Here is a 22,561-nt window from a genome sequence, read left to right on the forward strand (position 1 = left end):
TAAATAACGACTTAATACACAAGGTAACGACTTTTATGAAAGCCATCAACCACTCTAGCTTGTCTACCGACTCATCTACTAAAGCGCCTAAGTTTGCGACCTTGACCGCCTTAGCGGCTGCCTGTGCCATGATGTTGTCTGTCCCTGTTAATGCGGCAGAAACTGACAGCACAGCTAGTGCTAGCACAGTCGCTGCTGTCCCTAGTGCCATGGATTCAAGCAGACGCGTCATTCGTCTTGCTAAGCCAAATGCTAACGCTGCTGCCAGTACGGCTCAAACCGACGTAGCAGCAAATATGGCAACGGCAAATATTACTCAGCAAAACAATGCTTTACCAACTGGCACTCAGCAAAGTCAGCCGCCATTAAACGCTGTACAGTCAGCGGCAGTACCGCAAGCACCAGCAGTAGCAACTCCGGAATTGACAGGGACGACTCGTGTGTACGAGCGTGGACCAATGACAGCAACCGGCATTGACCTTCGTGGTGGTCAGCTGTCTAATATTCCAACGCCGCAAGTGCAACTTTCAAGCGTTAGCTTTGTACCGACAGTGTTGGTTCCACAGCAGCAAGGTTTGGGTACTGATAAGCTTGACGTTAGCTTGCTAGATGACTTTATTGAAGACGTCTCTCCTAACGCCCGTCATTATCCACCAAACTTTCCTAATCGCTCACAACGTCACTATACTCGTGAAAAAATCAAAGTATTGACCGAATGGATTGAGCCTTATGCTCAATCGCCAAATGCTTCTTATGACGTGCTACTTCGGGCGGCCAAACTCAATGGTATGGGGCGTAATTTAGACTTAGGCTCAGACTATACGGTACGTGGCGGCAAATATGTCGACCGTGCCATCAAGATAAAATCTGATAGTGGTGAAGCCAACTTCTTATACGGTATGATGTTATCAGAAGGCGGTGGCTTCAAAGAAGGTCAAAAATATCTAGACCGAGCCGTCTCTTTGGGCTACACCGAAGCGGAGCAAAGCTTGGCGCAGTCAGACTTGTTAAGTGATCGTCGCGATAATGCTCTAGAGCGTTTGCGTCGTCTCGAGCAACAAGTCCCTAATAATGCAGTTATTCGTCAACAAATTAAGCTCGTTGAAGATGGCAAGTTTTATATTTGGGACATACCAGCGCCTGATATCGACGTGAAGCCAGGAGCATAAATTCAGTTATTAACTTCAATTATTAAAAAATGACTTAAAACTAAAGTACGTAGCGCCTTCTTTTTGTATTGGTTTGATATCAATATAAAAAGAAGTTTTTTTTTGGCTCAATGCTAGGGCCTGTCTTCAATTCACTCGATAGTCATCTAAATGGGCTAAAAATGGCTAAATCTTGCCAAACATCGTCAAATAGCTGGTTAATATCCCGATATTATCTGCGCTATTTTTCTTGTTTGACGGCAATTTATCTCATTTTTATCGCCATTTTTGAAATGAAGACACGCCCTAGTCATTGTCGCTTTTTCTTTTTCTTTTGCTTATTCAAATAACCTCTTTAGCCATTCAGGTTAAAAATTTGATACGTTGTCGTCACACTCATTTTATTCTGAATATTATTAAACAAAATTTTACTATTAATTTTGTCCATTACACCTGAAGTTTCAAATAAAATAGTGAAATCCAAAAAGTTGCGCTACACTCGTTTTATTATATTGACGACCTATGATGACTATAGGCATGACTATTATTTATTGGAATTACCTATGACCTTCACTCGCCCTGTCAGTAATCCGGCAACACACGCTACTATAAAAATAAAACCTGTCATTCTATCAGGGCTCATAATGGCAATGGCGCTACTACCAGCTTGTAGTACCGTATCGGTTGAAAAGCAAGCATCAGCGAAGACCATTTCTGCACAGCGCGGCAATATCGTCACAGACAATGAGCTCAGTACTGACACAGCGTCAGCCTTGTTATCAGCAGGCCTCAACGAACAGGCCTGTTTTCAACAGTTTGATTTGTGCCTAATGCAGCTCACTGACAGCATGCTCAATGAAAATTACCGTCCAGCGCTGGCTGTGTTTTCAGAATTACATTATGCCAGAGCTCGTCAGCTTGCCGACTCCAAAGAGTGTCAAAATGCCCTCACTCGTCCGCCGCTTGATCCTTATTATGCCAACGCGCCTCTGAGTGATACTGAAGCCGATAGTCAGCAGAAGAATACAGACGAATGCTTGATCAACTACCAAAGTCAACTGTTTGATGCCATCAAATCCAGCTATACCTATCTGTTTTATGACAGTTTGGCACATGACTTTGAAGGAGTAGATAAAGTAAAAAGTCAATCTCAGGCAAAAAACCGTATTCCAAGCGATATTGACATCCAAACTCAAGATATTTATAACGCAGCCAGCAATGACGTCATTACCCAACTATATCAATCGGTAGATGGCACAAATAAATTGATGGGTAAGACCGAAGTGGACTATCTACCAATGAGCACGGCTTCTCAAGATACGAGCAAACAAGAAGCGATCGCAAACCGAGCATCGTTAAACGGTAAACCTACTGACCAGATCGAAGTGATGAAGGTGCAAGTAGACCGTTATAATCTCAATATCTTTATGCCCAACGAAAGTAACTATCTAAAAAATGCACAAAAACAAACCTCAGCGCTCGCTGACTTGGTATCCACTTATGAGCTGCGTCTCTCAGGCCTCAACTCAATCAGCAAACGTCCAGGACTGGGTATTAGCTTAGTCGCTTCATTGGATGATCGCTATACCACGACTGTCCGACAACTGTTGGTTTCATCGCTATCGGGGCGGCTCAATAAAGATACCGTTGACGGAAAAAAAGATGATAGCGCGCCCAGCTCACGCATCTATCCTACAGGGCATTTATTGATGACGGGCTTAATTAAGCCCGCTGGAGATAGCGTCCTTGATACGCTCAGCAGTCATCAGCTCGATATTCATTTATACAACCCTTATCGCAGCGAGAGCGCCACTATCTTGGGCGATGACTATCCACTGGCAGCGAACTTCTCTGCTGGCTATGGACTATGGCTGGCAGAAAACCAGCTCGATGGCGTCGGTTACTTAAACCTAATTACCCGCCAAAAACAGGCCAGCTTACCCAAGCTGTTTATGCTAGAGCCTTACGATCCTGATAAGCGGGTAATCATCATGGTGCATGGCTTGGCGTCTAGTCCCGCCACGTGGGTGAATTTGACCAACGATATTTTTAATGATGATAAGTTGCGTGATAACTATCAGGTATGGCAGATTTTTTATCCGACCAATTTACCTATTTTAGAGAACCGTTATCAAATTCAGGAATTGATCAATAGTACGTATCAACAGACTGATCCTGAAGGACAAAATCGTGCCAGCAAAAATAGCGTGATTATCAGTCATAGCATGGGTGGTATCATCTCCCGCATGATGCTGTCTGATGACAATTTGGCCAACAACTTAAACGCTTTAGAGGATAAAGATTTACTCGAAAACAGCAGTAAACGACGAGTCGATGACATGCTGAAAAAAGCCTTTGCTAACGACGATCTGCGTAACCGTTTTGAGCTACACACCCTGCCACAAGTCGATACTGCCATCTTCTTGTCCTCACCCTTTCAAGGCACCGATTACGCTGATCGCTGGTTTACTCGAGCGCTAAGGCGCATCGTGTACTTACCTGTGGGATTGGTCAAGACTGTCACCGATAACGTGGCCACCCTCGCCATTCAGGGCGACTTGGCGCAAAACCCCTTGGGTGCTCTGTATTTGCAGAATGGTGCCAGCCAGCTAAGCGATAAATCGTCTTTTATTCAGCTAACCAAAGACATCAGCATCAATGATCGCATTACTTATCATTCGATTATCGCTAATAATGATGCCGATATCACTAACGGCTTGGCGCAAATGCAACCCGGTGGTGCAAGAATTGACTTATCCCAAGAAGTATCAGAAGAGGACAGTAGCGAGAATGCAAGTAATGGCCCTGCATCTGAATCTGAATCTGAGTCAATCAGTGAACCGCTCGTCGCCGCTGTGACTGTCGATGAAGATATCAGCCAAGCACTGACCGAACGCTTGTCAGATGGTATCGTCCCCTACACCAGTGCCCATCTCGAAGGTGCCGCCTCTGAAACCGTCATTAATGGCGGTCATAGCATCCAAGAAAATCCACAAACCGTACTAACGCTGCGACAGATTTTGCATGAACAGTTACAGCAATGATGTCAGCCTAATTGATCAGCCGAAAGGGCGTTTCTTCAAGGAAGTTTTGGTGACTGTTAGGTATGCGACCAGCCCCATGAGTAGCTTGCGTGTATACTTATGGTGGCGCATACTATATTCATCTTAACTGACAGTCATACATTAATTTATAGGGATATAAATTACTTCATTCAGCTAAACAGTCTTAGCTTAGCCGCATTTGATACATTGATATTGGTTGCTAACTAATACTAAGCCATTGCCCGTAACACTTGTCATCCTGCTTTACGGACAGTTACTTGAGCGTGTCATGGAAGCCAGCGCTATTCAGCTAACAGATAAGGGTAACCGTTTATGTTCGCTACGTTTATGATTGACCAGCTTGATGCGCTGACGCTCGCGCGCATCCAATTCGCTTTTGTTATCTCGTTCCATATTGTCTTTCCTGCTTTTTCTATCGGGCTTGCCAGCTGGCTTGCGGTATTAGAATACCGCTGGTTAAAAACGGGCGAGCCTATTTACGCTGAAGTTTATAAACACTTTGTCAAAATATTCGCCGTTGTATTCGGTATGGGTACGGTGTCGGGTGTGGTTATGTCTTACCAGTTTGGGACCAACTGGGCTGTATTCGCTGACAAAGCGGGTAACGTCTTAGGCCCATTATTGGCCTACGAAGTCCTAACTGCGTTTTTCTTAGAAGCCTCGTTCTTAGGTATCATGCTATTTGGTTGGGGACGAGTCAGCAAGCGCATGCACTTTGCATCAACGGCGATTGTGGCTATAGGCACCCTTATTTCAGGATTTTGGATCTTATCAGCCAACAGCTTCATGCAAACGCCGCAAGGCTTTATGATTGGTGCAGATGGTCTATTGTATCCAACTGATTGGCTCAAAATCATCTTTAACCCCTCCTTCCCCTATCGCTATGCACACATGATGACTGCAGCATTCTTGTCTACTGCGTTTGTGATAGGCGGCGTTGGGGCATATTACCTTCAATCCAAAAAGCATACCGATCACCGCAGACACGGTCGCATCATGCTCGGTATGGCAATGATTATGGCCATCTTTGTGGCACCGCTACAGGTAGTGCTTGGTGATATGCATGGTCTGAACACGCTTGAGCATCAACCTGCCAAAGTTGCGGCAATGGAAGGGTTATGGGAGAACGAGCGCGGCGCACCACTTGTCTTGTTCGCTATACCCGACCAAAAGGCACAAAAAAACCATTATGAGGTTAAGATACCCTACGTATCGGGTCTTATCTTGACTCACTCATTAGATGGCGAAGTTAAAGGTCTTAAGAACTGGGCACCAGAAGATCAGCCCTATGTCCCAATTGTATTTTGGTCGTTCCGTGTCATGGTAGGTATTGGCTCCTTGATGGTATTGGTGGGTCTGTTTAGTCTTTACAAATATATCAAAAAACAACAGTTTAACCCCGACAGTAAATGGTTCCATCGTGCGTGGATGATGATGACACCGCTTGGCTTTATCGCCCTACTCGCAGGTTGGTTTGTGACTGAAACGGGTCGTCAGCCATGGACGGTATACGGCGTGATTCGTACGGCTGAGAGTATGTCACCGCTTGCCGCACAGCAAGTCGCGACTACCTTGATTGGCTTTATTGTTCTCTATATCTTTGTTTTTGGTGCCGGTAGCTTTTATATCTTGCGTCTGATTGCTCAGGGACCAAAACCGTACCTAGATCCTGCAGAAGATAATTTCTATCAGCACTCTGTCACAGAAGGTCAAGGCCGTACCTTGAGCGGTGATAAGAACCCTGCTAAAAATACTGAAGAAGATTTAGATACTCCTGCGGACGATGTTGATGATGGAGGGTTACGCTAATGTTTAACTACGGTGATGTATTAGATTTACCCTTAATTTGGGGCGGCTTAATTGCCTTAGCTGTCTTTGTTTATGTCCTACTTGATGGCTTCGATTTGGGCTGTGGCATTTTGTTTCCGTTTGCAGGCTCCGATAAGAATCGTAGCCGAATGATGAACTCTATCGCACCATTTTGGGATGGTAATGAGACATGGCTGGTACTGGGTGGCGGTGGCTTGTTTGCCGCTTTCCCCGTCGCTTATGGCATCATTATGACGGGGCTATATCTGCCAGTCACATTGATGTTGTTTGGTCTTATTCTACGCGGGGTGGCATTTGAGTTTCGCTTCAAAGCCACGTCACGGCGCTATGTATGGGATTTTTTCTTCTTCTTAGGCTCAATCGTTGCCGCCTTCTCTCAAGGGGTGATGCTAGGTGCACTCGTACAGGGACTACAGGCTAGCGATCGTTTATACTCAGGAGGACCCTTTGATTGGGCCACCCCCTTCGCTATGGTGTGCGGTGTTGCTCTCATTACTGGCTATGCGCTACTCGGGTCGACATGGCTCATTATCAAGACCGAACACACACTACAAGTCTGGGCAAGAAAAATATCGAGCTGGATACTATCAGCGTTGGTTTTAGCGATGGTTGTAGTCACGATGTTTATGTACTTCTCAGATATTGATGCACTCGAGGGCTGGTTCACTCTACCGGGCCTATTTTATATAGCACCTATGCCTATTATTGTGCTGCTACTGTTCTTTCTTATGCGTAAAGACTTGACTACTGAGCGCGAATATCGTCCATTCTTATTGACAGTGGCACTGTTTTTGATGGGTTATATTGGTGTCTGTTATGCCATGTTCCCTTATATCGTTCCCTATCAGATGACGATTTATGACGCGGCGGCTGCGGATACGTCGCTGTCCTTTATGCTGATTGGTGCGGTTATTATGCTACCGATTATTTTGAGCTATACCGCCTACGCTTACTATACCTTTAAGGGTAAGTCCGGTCATGAGCCTATGTATTAAGTACCGCATTATAGGAGCTTCAAACCCTTAGTGGTTGTAGATACATTTTTATTTATGGCAGATAGTAAATAGGAGTGTCATTAAAGACAGGAGGTTTCGATGAAAAAACTCAGTAAAAAACAGACACAGTGGCTATGGTTTCTCGGCTTGTATTTAGCAGGATTTTTGACTATTTTCATTATCGCTCAGCTGATCAAACTTGCAATGGGCGTTTGATGCCAATCGCTAATATCATAAAAAAAGCAGCGTCGAGAAATCAACGCTGCTTTTTTTATTAATCTGTTTTTATTTGATATTGCGTTTATGCGCCTAAGTGATTATCGCTACCGTTGCTCTCAATAAACTCATTTACCTGCGCCAAACGCTCAGGCGTCCCTACATCTATCCAATTATCAGTGATGACTTCCGCCGTAATTTGGAATTTGGGCATGGCTTTCCTGAGCAGTGGCGCCAATGCAGCTGGCTGACCTGATACCAATCCATCCACCAATCTAGGCGACATTACACTGATACCAGCAAAAGTATGTTTGTCTGCATCACCCACTGGCTGCTCACTGGCCAGACCATTATTGATCGCAAAATCGCCGCCATTATTATGCTCTGGATTGTCAATCAACAACAGATGCGCCTGTTGATCAGCGCCTAGTCTATAGTCCCGCAACTGAGCAAAATCATACATCGTCCAGACATCGGAGTTGACTAAAATAAATGGCTCATCTCGCAGTTTACCGGTTTGTAATGCTTGAAAAATGCCACCTGCGGTCTCTAACGGCTCATCATCTTCTACTGACCAATGCAATTTGACCCCGTACCCGCTACCATCACCCAATGTATCCATGAGCTTGTCAGCAAGCCACGAGGCATTAATCGTAATATCGGTAATGCCCGCGGCTTGTAGCGCCTTAATATGCCAAACAATCAGCGGCTGTCCACCCACTTCTACTAAGGGCTTAGGGGTTTCAAGTGTTAACGGACGCAAGCGCGTTCCCTTACCAGCAGCCAAAATCATTGCTTGCGTAATCGTAGACATGCACGCTCCTTATTCAATTTATAATGAGAGAGATAGATGCAACTTATTATCCATCTCTATAACGAGGAAAATTTCTCTTGATAAGCAGGTGATACCTGATCTGCAAGCCATTGATTAAATGGCAATAGCGCTTGCTGCATCGCCTCATTGCCATGCTCAGCAAGCCAATTTAACTCAAGCAGTAGATCGCGCATGACTTTGGGGATATCAGCCAGATAACGGTCTTTACCATCGCGCTCAGACAAACGGATAAAGATTCCTAGTACTTTAAGATGCCGCTGTACGCCCATCACATTCATATCATTCTCAAGCTGTTCAGCACTATCGGTGGTGGTGAGCGCCGCCTGTTGTTGCAACTGCCAAAAGTCACGAATCCAACCAGATATTTGATGCTCTGGCCATTCAACATAAGCGTCACGCACCAATGACACCAAATCATAGGTATAAGAACCAATCACCGCATCTTGGAAGTCAATCACGCCTAAGCGCGAGCGATCCGCTTGATCTTGCATCAGGTTGCGACTGTGATAATCACGATGCACGATCACTGCTGGCTGCTGTAAAACCTCTTGTATCAATGCCGTTTTTAGAGTGTTCCATAGCTCATTATCGAGTTCGACCCCGATATAGGGTATGAACCAATCACTGAATAAATCCATCTCGCGGTTCAATAACGTGGTGTCGTAATCAGGCAATTGGTACTGAATTTTTGCAGTCTCTACCGGCACAGTCTGTAGCGCTACCAAGGTCTGCATGGCCAATTGATAATGATCATTAATTTGTTCAGGTGTCGCATTGACGAGCAAATGCGCAAATTCTATCGTGCCAAAATCTTGCAATACCAAAAAGCCCTTTGCTACATCTTGCGCAACCAGCGTTGGCACATTGATTGCGGGCGCCATCAGCTTTGCAACATTGATAAACTGCTGCAAGGCGTCTTGCTCGTCAGCAGAATCCATGACAATATAGCGCGCGGTGGCATCATCCTTATCAGCCAATTGGATACGGTGATATTGGCGGGCGCTCGCATCACCAGGCAAACTATCGAGCACAAATTTTTGGTCAGCAAACACTTGCTGCAACCAATTCTCTAGCTGCTGTTGGCGGTTATTCTTGTCGTTCAGAGTGGCATTCAGGGTGGCGTTCAAAGGCATGGTATCAGTCATAGAGTACATCGCAGGTTAAATATAAGTCGTAAATCATTAAAGTAGTGATAAGTCAGGCAAAACCTTGCTAAAATAGTGACAGCTTGATTGACAGTATCTGTTGTAATGTAGGTATTGACACATAGTTTTATCAATATTGCCCAGCAATTTTCAAGAAAACAGCTTAGCAATGTCATAAATTTTGGTAAATAGTGTAGCTGATTTGGTTTTTTTTGACTATGATTAGTCGTCATTATATGTAAAACAGCCAAATTTTTGAGATTATATGATTAATTCCTGATTTTTTAATCATTTATGAACCACTAAGTTTTTAGTCATTTATGAACCGCTAAATATAGCTAAAACATGGCTATTAAACTAAATATCGTAATCCAATAGGCTCTGCAATCATAGGTGTGCCCTTGTTATATTCTCCGCTTTACCAAAGCATCCGTTTGGTTTTATTCGGTGCCTTAGGCTTATCGAGCTTGACCGTCAGTGCAGCGCTCACCAAGGCTGACACACAGACAACTGCGCCATTAGCCACCGATACTGTCAGCAGTTATGTCTCTGACCCAGCCGGCGATGTCAATACCGATGCCAACTTCAATACCAATACCAATACCAGTACCAATATTAACACCGTCAATCAAGACATTAGTTACCCGCGCGTCACTGCACAGAAAAGCGCTTATGAAGCAGTAAACGAAGAAACTGTAAATATTGCTCCCGAAGCTAGCAACGCTGCTTTGATGGCTAGTAGCACATTTGATAATAGCGATTTAGACATCACTGAAATCAACGACAATAGTGATGCTATCTCTGACGTACAGGCACAGAGAAAACCCCTAACGACCATCGGTGACAACACCAATTCGAGAAATAACGATGTGCGAGTGGCTGACAACGCTAGCAATACGCTGAAACCGATTGATGACAGCGATGCAATCGATGCCAGCGATGAGAGCATTCAAAACAGCTTGCTGCGTTTGGCAGAATTTTATGAGCTGACCCCTGATACCGATTTATCAGTCCTAAATACGAGTGATAGTACTTTAGAGTCTGAACCAGATAATATCCAAAATAATTTATCACCTGCGACGCAAACCATCGCCAAAGTAGGCAAAAACTTACGGCTGCTACCAAACGTCATCGATAGTGCCCAGCGCTGCGAAGGCCGATGGGTCTACCCACAACAGAATGCTAATTATCAACGAGCCGTCAATGAAGCGGCGATGGATAATGGTCAGGTGGCGACCAATCTGAATGGCGTGGCTAATAATCGAGCGCCTTTATTTGCAGAGTCCGACTATGGTTATTATGACAATGTCGACTATGCGGAGCTATCTGGTAACGTGATTGTCGATCAAGGCACTCAGCATATTGAAGCTGATAGTATCTTGTTAGATTTGAGTCGTGGTGTTGCCGCTGCGCAAGGTAAAGTCATGTTTACCGATCAAGCAACTGGCAATCAAGTAACCCGTGCTAACACTAGAAACACAGGTACAGACAGTATCACCGAACAGGCAGCCAAAGGTGGTCTCATTGGTGTCGCAGACAGTCTGGCTTACAATACTGAAACTGGACAATCAACGGCTAACGATGTGGCGTTTGCGAGCGTAGAGCTCCAAGCACACGGCTATGCCAAGCGCCTTAATCGACCTAATGACAGCCAATATGAGCTGGATCAGGTCATGTTCAGCACTTGCCCACCGACTGACCGCAAATGGCAATTCGATGCCAAAAGTATTGATTTGGACACGGAGACTGGTCGCGGTGAAGCTTACAATACGACTTTCCGTATTGCGGATGTTCCAGTGTTTTATCTGCCTTATTTTAACTTCCCCATAGACAGCCGACGCAGTACAGGGTTCTTATTACCGAATGCGAGTATTAGTAGTGAAAGTGGGCTTGAGGTTGATATCCCCTACTATCTCAACTTAGCACCCAATTATGATGCGACGATCAATACTCACATCTATAGCGATCGCAACCCTATGCTCACAGGTGAGTTTCGCTACTTGACCGAAAATTATGGCGAAGGGATTTTTAACGGTTCATATTTGCCAAACGACAAAGAATATGATGACGAAGATCGCACCAGCTTTTTTTATGATCATTATTGGTCATCTACCAGTATTCCGCGCTTAAGTGGTGATGCTAAATACAGCTATGTGTCGGATGAAGATTATATTAACGACTTTGATACTTTGGGTTTATCAGACAACACCTTAAACTTGCCACGTCGCGCTCGACTTAATTATTACAACGATTATGTCAACGGTGAGCTGAAGGTTGAGACTTTCCAAACGCTCAATGCTTTTACCGATAATGGTGAGCCGTTAGAAGACAAAGACAAGCCTTATTCACGCTTACCACAGCTCAAACTTGACTATCGATTACCGTGGGCAGAGCGTTTTGATATCACGGGTGTGCATGATTCTGCTTATTTCAAAAAGTCTATCGATGACGGTTCTGAAAATGAAAAAAGTGGTGCGCGGGTATATAACAAAATCAGCGCTGTTTATCCGATGGAAAAATCATGGGGTTATATTAAGCCCAAGCTGAGCCTACAACATCTGTATACCTCATATGACGAAGACAGCCTCGCGGACAACCAACTTAGTGAAGAAGATGGTAGCCAATCGGTATTTGTACCGCAAGCCAGTATTGATGCAGGTTTGCACTTCTACCAAGCAGGCTCACCCTTCGGTGCCTTTGACGATACCATGGGTGGCTATCGCTTATTAAGTCCACGATTGAAATACACCTATTCGCCATTTAAAAACCAAAACGACATCCCTAACTTTAACACTCGTATCGCCTCAATTAACTACGAGCAGTTGTTTTCAGACAGTTGGTTTTTAGGTCATGATCGCTTGCAGGATTTGCATTCTATTACCCCTGGGATTAATTATCGTTACATCGATGCAACGGGTGTGACACGTTTTGATGGTAGCATTGCTGAGCAGTTTTATATCGATGATGGTCGCGTGACCCTTGAAAATCAACAACCTGTCTTTAGCTCTTCCTCTTCAGGAATGGTTTGGGATACCAGTACGCAACCCTACAACAATTTTTGGGTAGATGTCAGCGGTGCGCTAACCGATGATTATGACTTGAACTACGTTACGACAGAGCTACGTTATCAGCCATCGGATAATAGCTTGTTTAACGTTGGGTTTGTTAAGCGTCAGCGCGATGAAAACACCAATCAATTGCCGCTGTCTGCCTTTACTGCTTCAGCCGTGTTCCCGATCAATAACAGCTGGCGAGTATTGGCTCAAGGTCAATATGATTACAATCGTGATAAAATGCTCGATTCGCTAATCGGCATCGATTATGAAGATTGCTGCTTTGGTTTTGCCGTTTACGGTCGTCGTTACTATAATGACCTAAACGTCAAAGACAAGCCAACACAAGCGATTATGGCAGAGATTAGATTGAATGGTCTTGGTAACAATAGCAGCCGTTTGACACGATTGCTCGCTGATAAGGTCTTGGGCTTTGAACCCGTCCAGACTGCATGGAAAGACTAACAAGGCGCAAATAATGCTATATTAAGGCATTGTTTTCGTCATTATTTATATAACCTTGTTTGTAACCCTATTATGGGCAACCTTAGACAATATTTGCTTATTAAAGATATTAGATAGCGTTGACCGACTACCATCCGATGCGATGACATTGATGAGGAGCATCATGAGATTTTTTTCTTTACGTCAGACCAGCCGAGCTGTACTGCTTTCTATGAGTATGAGTGCAGGCCTTGTACTTAGTTTCAGCGCGCAAGCTGCCACCGTTAATTCTGCAACAGCATCTAAAACAAATGCTAGCGCTGAGCAAAGTAACGTCAATCGCTTGACCCCAGCAAACAGTACCGATGGCATCATTGCTTTGGTCAATGAAAATGCTATCTTAAAAAGCGACTTGATTGATGCGATCACCAAAACACAAGCACGGGCTCAAGCTGCTGGTGAACCGATTGCCAATTCAGCACAGCTACAGTCTGAAGTGTTAAATGCTCTCATCTTGCGTGAGCTGCAACTGTCACTGGTCAAACGTGTGGGTCTAAATCCTAACGAAGCCGATATCAATCAGCGTCTTGGTCAAATTGCTCAAGCTGAAGGGCTTGGTAGTATTGCTGCTTTACAGCAACGCTTAGACGCTGACCAACCTGGGAGCTATGCGACCCTACGAGCCAAACTCATTGAAGATGCCGCCATTCAGTCTTTGCAGCAACGCCAAATCAGCAGTCGTGTGCGTATTAGTGAGCAAGATATCGATGCATTTTTGGCTTCTCCAGAAGCCAAACGTTTGAACCAAAGCGAGTACCAAACTGTTCATGTACGCGTCCCTTATATGGATGACTACAGCCGACTGTCAGAAGCCCAGCGTGCTGAAGCACTCAAAGTGGCTCAGGCATTGCGTGCACGCTTATTAGAACCAAATGTCGACGTGGCTGCAGCCGTTACTGCCAGTCAAGGCAGCTACGCTATCCCTATACAAGGTGGCGATATGGGCTTTCACAAAGCGGCATCGCTACCGACAGAGTTATCGAGCGAGATTACTAAGCTTGATGTCGGCGCAGTGAGTGCGCCGTTATTGACGCCTGAAGGCATTGATATCATTAAGCTTGCTGATAAAAAAGAAAGTGATAAAATGCTCATACCGCAGTGGAACACTCGTCATATTTTGATCAAAGTTGATGAGCTACAAACGGATGCCCTTGCTGAGCAGAAGATTAATGATCTGTATGAGCAATTACGCAGCGGCGCTGACTTTGCTGGTTTGGCATCAACCTATTCGGATGATCCAGGCTCAGCAGGACGCGGTGGCGATCTGGACTGGGTAAGCGCAGAAGATATGGTCGGACCATTTGAAGCAGTGATGAAAAATACAGCAGTTGGTGATTATTCTGCTCCTTTTAAGACCCAATTTGGTTGGCATATCTTAAAAGTAGAAGGTAAGCGTCAAGAAGACGTTAGTGAGCAATATCGCCGTAACATGGCGCGTCAAGCGTTATATCAACGTCTAGCACCACAAGCCAAAGAAGATTGGCTACAAGAGCTACGTGCTGGCGCTTATATTCAAGTGCTTGGCTAATTGCTTGACGAGACGCTAGCAAGCTGAATATCAGTACACATTTCTAAATGAAAAAAGGGTATATGCCATTGCATGTACCCTTTTTTTATATGAACAACGCGTAGGCTTTTTTCTTTTACCCTAGGGCGTGTCCTCAACTCAAACTATCGTATAGTCAAAATACCCCAAAAACGCGACGATACTGCTGATATCAATTTTTTGTAGCCTCTGTCTGCGTAGGCACAGAAAGCAAGAAAAATTGATATCAGCAGCGCGTGATGTATCGATATTACTTTTCACTGACTATATCTAAATGCTCTCAAACTTTGAATGCTAGAAGCTGAAATTTATAAACCAATACTTTACACACAAAGAAAAGCCCCGAACCTAGGGCGATTGGTTCGGGGCTATGGCGCTTCATATTATTGTTATTATTTCTTCCTTGTTGACTCATCCTAAGTCATAAACAGTATCTTATAAGACAGCGGGCTGACCTGTGCTTTTATTGATACGGTCTCAACACTGCATCCATGCGTATCCTTGTGTTGATGGTGGTATTTTAAGGCAATCAGTTTGATGCGACTAGAGGCTAAAGACCTTATTTAACGTAAGCATATGCTTACGTCATGATAGCGCATTTCACCCCATAACTTAGGTCTGCCATTACCCAAAGCTTCGCTGCTCTTCTCTGTGCTCATCTGAGACTTTTTTGCCTTCTTTTTTGCCTTCTTCAATTTTGTTTTCTGTCTCTTGGATATCTTCTGCCTGTGCCGTGGGGGCATTACCTTCTTGTCGTCTCGTTTCTTCTGGCTCGTATTGTAAAGTCGTCATAACAGGGAAATGATCGGATCCTACAGATGGCATACGCTGGATATCGACCACTGTAAAGCAAGCACTATGGAAAATATGATCTAACGCCCAACGTAAAAATGGATAACTGACATGGAAAGTATTGATAAAATGACGACCAATACGTGGATCTAATAGACCTGAGATACGCTGGAAGCGACGAGTTGTCTTTGACCATGCCACATCATTGAGATCACCAGCCAGTATCGCTGTTTGATTTTTTTCTTTGATATGCTTGCCGACCATGAGCAGTTCGGCATCACGAGTCGTTGATTTGTCCGCTTCCGTCGGGCTTGGCGGCATAGGATGCAAACAATACAGCCAAATCACTCGGCCGCTTTGCAATCGCAGCTGCGTGTGGATAGAGGGAATATCATCAATCATCAGATATTTGATTTCAGGATCTATCAGCTCAAGCTTAGAATAAAGGTGCATACCATACAGATTATCCAGCGGGACTTTTACGGTATAGGGATAGTCTGGCTCGATTTGGTGTAATGCTTGTTCCCATTTTTTATCACTTTCTAGTGTAATCAAAATATCCGGCTGTCTTTGCTTGACCAAATCGACCAATTTTTGCATTTCATCATTAGGGGTTAAGACATTTGACACCATGATTTTTAATTGATGATCTTGGCCATCTGACTTGCTCTTGGCACTTTGTACTTCTTTCTTCCATAGTTTGGTGTAAGGCAATACCATTCTAATCTGAAAAGCCAAAGTGAGACTTAAGGCAACAAACAATAACCACTGCCCCAGCTGCCAGTCTGACCAAAATACTAACATACCAATCCAAGCAATGATCCCAAGCACCATTATTTGAATACGGGGAAACTCAACCCCGCGCACCCACCAATTATCAAGAGGCAACCACCCCCAAATCGTCACAAACGCGATAAGTCCAGCTAACCACTGCGCGCCATAATATAATAATGAGAGATCCATAATATGTATTAACCATTTATTGAGTTGCTGGCTGAGCCAATGATTCATATACTCATCGTCAGCCAGTGACTAACGTTTGTATCATGATTATCTTTGATAAGAATAGATGCTTATACCATTCACAAAAATTAGAGTAGCAAGGAAAACGAGTGTAAATACTACGCATTGTAGACTAAACGGGTTTGACACAGCTAGTCGTATATTTGGGTTTGGTATTACTTTAGCATTTCATCAGTCTATCGCCTACTACGGAGCGTTAATATACTCAGCTGACCATAAAACGTTACAATGTCAGCGCAGTCACATACTGAGCTTGTTATATTTTTCCTCATTTTTCTCAGATTTTATGCAATATAAGCACAGCAGATCTTATAGTAGGCTCATGATGATAACGTAAAGTTATAGTGAGCATAGTTATTAGTGTATGAAAAACAGCCAAAATCTGCTAAAACGCCTTGCTTTTTATGGTCATTCACGGCATTGTTATCGGCTGGCAATGCAATAAATAATGGTAAAAAAGGATTAAAATTCATGAGTGATTTAACAGTAGGTTTGGTAGGCTGGCGTGGCATGGTTGGCTCAGTATTAATACAACGTATGCAGCAAGAAAAAGATTTCGACGGTATCACGCCAGTATTTTTTTCAACCAGTAATGCTGGTGGTAATGCGCCAAGTTTCGATGGTATTCAAACCGGCCAACTAAAAGACGCTCATGATATTGACGCACTAGCAGCTTGTGATGTAATTATTACTTGCCAAGGTGGCGACTACACCTCAAAAGTTCATCAACCACTGCGTGCTAGCGGCTGGAATGGCTATTGGGTTGATGCAGCAAGCACTCTGCGCATGGAAGATGACAGTATCATCATTCTTGATCCAGTCAATCGCAGCGTCATTGATAGCGCCCTAGCCAATGGTCAAAAAGACTTTATCGGTGGTAACTGTACGGTATCACTCATGCTGATGGCTATTGGTGAATTGTTTAATAGAGGCTGGGTAGAATGGGTCAGCGCGATGACTTATCAAGCAGCGAGTGGCTCTGGCGCCAACAACATGCGCGAGCTCATCAACGGCATGGGCGTGCTACACGATGCGGTCAAAGATGAATTGGCTGATCCTGCGAGCGCGATCCTTGAGATTGATAAAAAGATCGCCCAGACCCAACGCTCAGAGGGCTTTCCTAAGCAGTACTTTGGTGTGCCACTCGCTGGTAGCTTGATCCCTTATATCGATGCACAATTAGAAAATAAGCAATCCAAGGAAGAGTGGAAAGGCGGTGTCGAAACCAATAAAATTCTTGGTAACTCTGAAGCTGATAAGATTGCTATCGACGGTATGTGTGTCCGTGTTGGCGCGATGCGCTGTCATGCTCAAGGCTTGACCATCAAGCTCAAAAAAGACATCCCGTTAGAGGAAATCGAAGCCGCACTAAAAAACAGTGGCAATGAGTGGTTAGATTTAGTCGAAGATGACAAAGAAGCCACCATGAATCGCTTAACACCAGTGGCAGTGACAGGCACTTTGACAGTCGCATTAGGACGCTTGCGTAAGCTCAATATGGGCCCTGAGTATCTAGGCGCATTTACGGTTGGCGATCAACTATTATGGGGCGCAGCTGAGCCATTACGCCGCATGCTAAACATTATCCGTGAGCAAAAAAACTAAGCTAACTTTCTTAAGAATTCAATACAAAAAAGACAGCATCTGCTGTCTTTTTTATGGGCGCTATTTAACTAATATTGTAGCAAGTACGCTTACTGATAACGAATCATCACCTCATTACGACGCAAAAATGGTAGCGTCCAAGGTGGATTATAGCGTGCCAGTTCAGGCTCGCCCGTCACGTTTAAATTTTCAGTTTGCATCCAAGATTGTAGTTCCTCCGTTTTAGTCGCTACTTTTTTACTACCAGCCAACCCTGAAAACTTAATCACACCATACGTCTGTGCTGGCACCTCGGTGATCATGATGTTTGGGTTATTCGGCTTAGGCAGTGTTTGCATCGTATACTGACTGGGCATAGTAAATTGTACGCGCCATTTCCCGTCGTCTTGTTGCATATTGACTGGTGCTGTCATAGCAATTTTCTGTGACTCACCATCACTCTTTTTGCTGTTAGGCTGCATCGTAACGGGCGCTGTCATGCTTATTTTACTACTACCGCCAGTTGGTGCTGTATTATTACCAAAAATATAATCCGCTAAAAATTTAAACCCTTCGCGACTGGCTGAGTCTTGATCACCACTCACCCACGTTTGTGCTACTAACTGCTCATCATAACGACGTAGCTCGAAGTCATCTACTTGCGACAACACGGTATATTTCGGCTCTTCGGTAGCCATAGCTCCTCCTGATATCAATAATGAACCACTTAATAATAAGTAGGTTACCTTTTTCATAGTATGTCTCCAGCATCTAAAAGCATGGTTTGGCAATGGCTACTACCTCCCCTGTATGACTTCCACTGTATCAATAGACCGGTAATACTGTCTGTGTCTTTTGGGGTGCTATCTGTGTTTTTTGGTTATGACAAAGGGATATCAAATAAAATCCCTAAAGAACATATTGACTATATATCGATACCACTAAATATCCATGTCCAAAAAAATACCTAACAATGCTATAATTAGCACCATTTTCATAGCGTAAATAGCGATTATCATATGCAATTTGTCTTACATAAAACGGCCAGCGGCGAGACGCGTGCACGCCGTGGTACGGTTCATCTCAATCATGGCGACGTGCAAACGCCTGCTTTTATGCCTGTCGGTACTTATGGCACGGTCAAGGGTATGTTGCCACGTGATATTGAAGCCATTGGCGCTGATATCGTGTTAGGTAATACCTTTCATTTATGGCTGCGTCCGGGTACTGAAGTCATCGATAAGTTCGGTGGTTTGCATAAATTTATGCATTGGAATAAGCCTATTCTGACCGATTCAGGCGGCTTTCAAGTATTCAGTCTGGGTGCCATGCGTAAAATCACTGAAGAAGGGGTCGATTTTAAATCTCCTATCGATGGCGCTAAAGTATTTTTATCACCAGAAAAATCGATGCAGATTCAGTACAGCTTAAACTCAGACATCGTCATGCAATTCGATGAATGCACGCCCTACCCAGCGACTCATGATGAAGCCAAAAAATCGTTAGAGCTCTCACTACGTTGGGGACAGCGCTGCGTTGATGAGCACAACAGACTGGGCAGCACCAATGCGCTATTTGGCATTATTCAAGGCAGTATGTATGCCGATTTGCGCCAGCAGTCACTCGAAGGCCTGCTCGATATCGGCTTTGATGGTTATGCCATCGGTGGTCTATCTGTTGGTGAGCCAAAAGACGAGATGATGGATGTTTTGGATTATATTCCAGATGCGATGCCAGCCGACAAGCCACGCTATCTGATGGGTGTTGGTAAGCCTGAAGATATTGTCGAAGCAGTCCGTCGCGGCGTTGATATGTTTGACTGCGTCATGCCGACTCGTAACGCACGTAACGGCCATTACTTCGTTACAGGCGACTTAGACAACGCCGGCGTTGTGCGTATCCGTAACAGCCAATATCGCAATGATGAAGGTACATTGGACCCAGAGTGCGACTGCTACACTTGTCAAAACTTTAGCCGTGCCTATTTATATCATCTAAACAAGTGCAAAGAGATGCTAGGCGCGCAGTTGGCGACTATTCATAACTTGCGCTATTACCAACGTTTGATGCAAGGTATTAGAGACGCTATTGAACAAGACAAATTTGATGAATTCGTCACTGAGTTTTATAGCAAGCGTGGACAAGCGGTTCCTGAATTAAACTTACGCTAATCATATTTTTTGAAATAGTTATAAATACAAAAAGGGCTTAAGAATTATCTTAAGCCCTTTTTAGTGTGTTGCTTTTATTATTTCTAATTAATCAGTACTAGCCCATTAACGAGGTTACAAATACCACGATCACGGCAATTGGTGCTACGAACTTAGCGACAATTTGCCAAAGCTGCCAAGCACCATTCGATAAGCCAAGCTCTTGTTGAATAGTACGTTGATCCATTTTCCAAGCAAGGAAAATAATCGCCGCCAGACCCGTCAATGGCAATAAGAATTTGCTGGTAATTTTGTCCAAGGCATCAAAGATACCATTACCCATAATCGTAAATTCAGACCATAGATTAAATGATAATAAAGCGGCGATGCCCAATAACCAAATCACTGTACTTGCAACGATGGTTGATACGGTACGATTCATCGGAGTACGTTCTTCTAAAAACTCAACCGTTGGCTCAAGTAATGAGATGGATGAGGTAATAGCAGCAAAAGTAATGAGTAAGAAGAATAAGGTACCAATGATCGTACCTGCGCCCATACTACCAAAAGCAATCGGCAAGCTTACAAAGATAAGACCGGGGCCTGAAGCAGGATCAAGACCATTGCTAAAGATAATTGGGAAGATGGCTAAACCAGCTGCTAAGGCAATGACCGTATCCAAAATAACGACGGTACGTGCGGTCTTAAGCAAATTCACTTCTCGACCCAAGTATGAGCCGTAAGCAACCATGATACCCATACCAATAGATAGCGTGAAGAAAGCATGTCCTAAAGCTGCAAGCATAACGTCAGCGGTCAGCTTGCTAAGATCTGGCGTAAATAGGTAAGCTACTGCTTCACCAAAGCCACCATTTATCACGTTATAACCCACGATGACAAATAAAATCACACCTAGTAACGGCATTAAAACTTTGGCAGTGGTTTCGATACCTTTGGTCACACCAATACCAACAATCAAAGCGGTCAACGCCATAAATACGGTATGCCAAATCGTCAGCGTACCAGCTGAAGCGAGCATGGCATCAAAGGTCGCAGCGACAGAATCACTATCTTGACCTACAAAACTTCCCGTACCTACTTTAGTAATATAATTGAGCGCCCAACCACCGATCACACTATAAAAAGATAGGATCAAAAAGCCGCCCAAAATACCAGTGGCCCCAACGATACCCCAACTGCGTGACTTACCTTCGCTTGCGGCTACGTCTGCAAAAGTATTGACTGGGTTTTTTTGCCCACGACGACCAATCAACCATTCAGCAACTAAGATAGGAAAACCTACCAGCGCGATACAGAATAAATAAGCAATAACGAAAGCTGAACCACCGCTTTCACCAACCATATATGGAAATTTCCATATGTTTCCTAAACCTACTGCTGAACCAACCGCTGCTAATACGAAGCCAAAACTTGAGCTCCACTGTGCATGTTCTTGTTTATTGATAGCCATTTTTTCTGTCCTCGTGCTTCAATTAATGTCGCTTATAATCTTCCATGATTATTTTAAATAGTCCTCCGTACCACAGACTATCTAATCAACGCTTCAATGTGACGCGCCTAGCAACATTATGAAAGAATTGTTTACAATATCGTAAACGCTCAGTTTCTGCTAAGCGACTAAAAAAGTCAAGTAGTCATAAACATAAAAAGCCATAACGATTGGCTATGGCTTTTTATGTTTATGACTACCTAACAACCGTTTGGTTCATCGAACCTTCGACAAGGTAATGCTCTAACTTTCTATCCGTACACTATCTATCACTTGATTAGCGAACGACACCCCGACGACTTTTTTGCAAAGAATCAATAAGCAGCTGAATTTTTGGCTCTTTCGGTAATAGCTCTTGCTTTAGAATTTCAAGCGACTGAGCTGTCGTTAAGCCTGATCTAAAGATCGTGCGATACGCTTGACGTAAGATGTCAATCGTGTGCTTAGACCAGTCTTTACGGCGCATTCCTTCTACATTGAGACCATGGGTTTTTGCCGGATTGCCAGATACCATAGTAAAGGCTGCTACATCTTTTAAGATTAAACTGGCACCGCCCACCAAGCTATAATCATCCACGGTACAGAACTGATGAATACCTGAGTTACCACCGATAATCGTATGATCGCCAATCGTTACATGGCCTGCGATGCCAACATTATTAGCCAGTACGTTATGATCACCAATCAAGCAGTCATGAGCGATGTGCGTATTAACCATCATCAGGTTGTGGCTACCAATTTTGGTCAGTCCACCATCTTGGGCTGTGCCACGATGTAAGCTACAAGCTTCTCGAACGGTATTATGATCGCCAATCTCAAGCCAAGTACGTTCACCTGCATACTTCAAATCCTGAGGATCTTCACCGATGCTGGCGAACTGATAAAACTGATTGTGGCTGCCAATACGGGTAAGTCTTGCCACGACGACATGCCGATGCAGCGTAGTATAGGCACCAATCGTCACCTCGTCGCCAACAATACAATAAGGACCGATGATAGCAGTCTCATCAATCTGAGCGGACGGTGAGATGAGTGCTGTTGGATGGATCTGACTCATAATTTAGGCCTTTGTATCATCTGATGCAAGTAAATAGTAAAACAAATACAACCAATTTAACTTTATAAATTAAGCCAATACCCGTTCAGATTATAATAATTAGTGGTT

The 22,561-nt window shown here is 44.0% G+C and carries 15 protein-coding genes; 9 read left to right on the forward strand and 6 right to left on the reverse strand.

Features of this window, described 5'->3' with window-relative positions:
* Nucleotides 1-35: 35 nt before the first annotated feature.
* The 5 genes from J5X94_RS03395 (at nt 36) to J5X94_RS03415 (ending at nt 7,254) form a co-directional block, all read left to right on the forward strand.
* Entirely contained in the window at nt 36-1,169 is a 1,134-nt protein-coding gene (locus J5X94_RS03395; protein WP_210540113.1) for a tetratricopeptide repeat protein, read from the forward strand.
* 542 nt (nt 1,170-1,711) lie between these two features.
* Nucleotides 1,712-4,192: an esterase/lipase family protein gene (locus J5X94_RS03400; RefSeq protein ID WP_210540116.1), complete on the forward strand. Its 2,481-nt coding sequence runs from the start codon at nt 1,712-1,714 to the stop codon at nt 4,190-4,192.
* Nucleotides 4,193-4,525: 333 nt separating this feature from the next.
* Nucleotides 4,526-6,022: a cytochrome ubiquinol oxidase subunit I gene (locus tag J5X94_RS03405; RefSeq protein WP_413190894.1), complete on the forward strand. Its 1,497-nt coding sequence runs from the start codon at nt 4,526-4,528 to the stop codon at nt 6,020-6,022.
* Nucleotides 6,022-7,038, forward strand: coding sequence for a cytochrome d ubiquinol oxidase subunit II (cydB, locus tag J5X94_RS03410; RefSeq protein WP_210540118.1), 1,017 nt, complete (start codon nt 6,022-6,024; stop codon nt 7,036-7,038). The genes J5X94_RS03405 and cydB overlap by 1 nt, the downstream gene beginning before the upstream one ends.
* Nucleotides 7,039-7,137: 99 nt before the next feature.
* Nucleotides 7,138-7,254: a DUF2474 domain-containing protein gene (locus tag J5X94_RS03415; protein ID WP_210540120.1), complete on the forward strand. Its 117-nt coding sequence runs from the start codon at nt 7,138-7,140 to the stop codon at nt 7,252-7,254.
* An 85-nt stretch (nt 7,255-7,339) separates the two neighbouring features.
* Here the strand turns inward: J5X94_RS03415 and murU are convergent, their stop codons facing one another.
* Both murU and J5X94_RS03425 read right to left on the reverse strand, forming a co-directional pair.
* Complete coding sequence (gene murU, locus J5X94_RS03420) at nt 7,340-8,068, reverse strand: N-acetylmuramate alpha-1-phosphate uridylyltransferase MurU (RefSeq protein WP_210540121.1); 729 nt, start codon at nt 8,066-8,068, stop codon at nt 7,340-7,342.
* A 56-nt stretch (nt 8,069-8,124) separates the two neighbouring features.
* Entirely contained in the window at nt 8,125-9,234 is a 1,110-nt protein-coding gene (locus J5X94_RS03425; RefSeq protein WP_210540123.1) for an aminoglycoside phosphotransferase family protein, read from the reverse strand.
* Between the two features lie 401 nt (nt 9,235-9,635).
* Here J5X94_RS03425 and J5X94_RS03430 point away from each other — a divergent pair, with 401 nt between their 5' ends.
* Together J5X94_RS03430 and J5X94_RS03435 are read left to right on the forward strand one after the other, a co-directional pair.
* A complete protein-coding gene (locus tag J5X94_RS03430; protein ID WP_210540126.1) occupies nt 9,636-12,752 on the forward strand; it encodes an LPS-assembly protein LptD in 3,117 nt (1,038 codons plus the stop codon).
* Between the two features lie 163 nt (nt 12,753-12,915).
* On the forward strand, nt 12,916-14,319 hold the full coding sequence (locus tag J5X94_RS03435) for a peptidylprolyl isomerase (protein ID WP_010200197.1): 1,404 nt from the start codon (nt 12,916-12,918) through the stop codon (nt 14,317-14,319).
* Between the two features lie 642 nt (nt 14,320-14,961).
* Here J5X94_RS03435 and J5X94_RS03440 read toward each other — a convergent pair.
* Nucleotides 14,962-16,140 carry an endonuclease/exonuclease/phosphatase family protein gene (locus tag J5X94_RS03440; RefSeq protein WP_228293140.1) on the reverse strand — a complete coding sequence of 393 codons (1,179 nt, stop codon included), beginning with the start codon at nt 16,138-16,140 and terminating at the stop codon, nt 14,962-14,964.
* A 483-nt stretch (nt 16,141-16,623) separates the two neighbouring features.
* Between J5X94_RS03440 and asd the strand changes: the two genes are divergently transcribed.
* The gene (asd, locus tag J5X94_RS03445) at nt 16,624-17,757 is read left to right on the forward strand and encodes an aspartate-semialdehyde dehydrogenase (RefSeq protein WP_210540128.1); all 1,134 of its coding nucleotides are present in this window, start codon (nt 16,624-16,626) and stop codon (nt 17,755-17,757) included.
* A gap of 89 nt (nt 17,758-17,846) precedes the next feature.
* Here the strand turns inward: asd and J5X94_RS03450 are convergent, their stop codons facing one another.
* Nucleotides 17,847-18,434, reverse strand: a complete 588-nt coding sequence (locus J5X94_RS03450) for an SOUL family heme-binding protein (protein ID WP_228293141.1) — start codon at nt 18,432-18,434, stop codon at nt 17,847-17,849.
* A gap of 321 nt (nt 18,435-18,755) precedes the next feature.
* Here J5X94_RS03450 and tgt point away from each other — a divergent pair, with 321 nt between their 5' ends.
* Nucleotides 18,756-19,907, forward strand: a complete 1,152-nt coding sequence (gene tgt, locus J5X94_RS03455; protein ID WP_010200213.1) for a tRNA guanosine(34) transglycosylase Tgt — start codon at nt 18,756-18,758, stop codon at nt 19,905-19,907.
* Between the two features lie 97 nt (nt 19,908-20,004).
* Here the strand turns inward: tgt and J5X94_RS03460 are convergent, their stop codons facing one another.
* Nucleotides 20,005-21,357 carry a sodium-dependent transporter gene (locus J5X94_RS03460; protein ID WP_010200218.1) on the reverse strand — a complete coding sequence of 451 codons (1,353 nt, stop codon included), beginning with the start codon at nt 21,355-21,357 and terminating at the stop codon, nt 20,005-20,007.
* 316 nt (nt 21,358-21,673) lie between these two features.
* A complete protein-coding gene (gene lpxA / locus J5X94_RS03465; RefSeq protein ID WP_189580617.1) occupies nt 21,674-22,453 on the reverse strand; it encodes an acyl-ACP--UDP-N-acetylglucosamine O-acyltransferase in 780 nt (259 codons plus the stop codon).
* Between the last annotated feature and the right edge of the window lie 108 nt (nt 22,454-22,561).

The sequence above is a fragment of the Psychrobacter sp. K31L genome, assembly GCF_017942195.1.
Lineage (GTDB): Bacteria > Pseudomonadota > Gammaproteobacteria > Pseudomonadales > Moraxellaceae > Psychrobacter > Psychrobacter glaciei.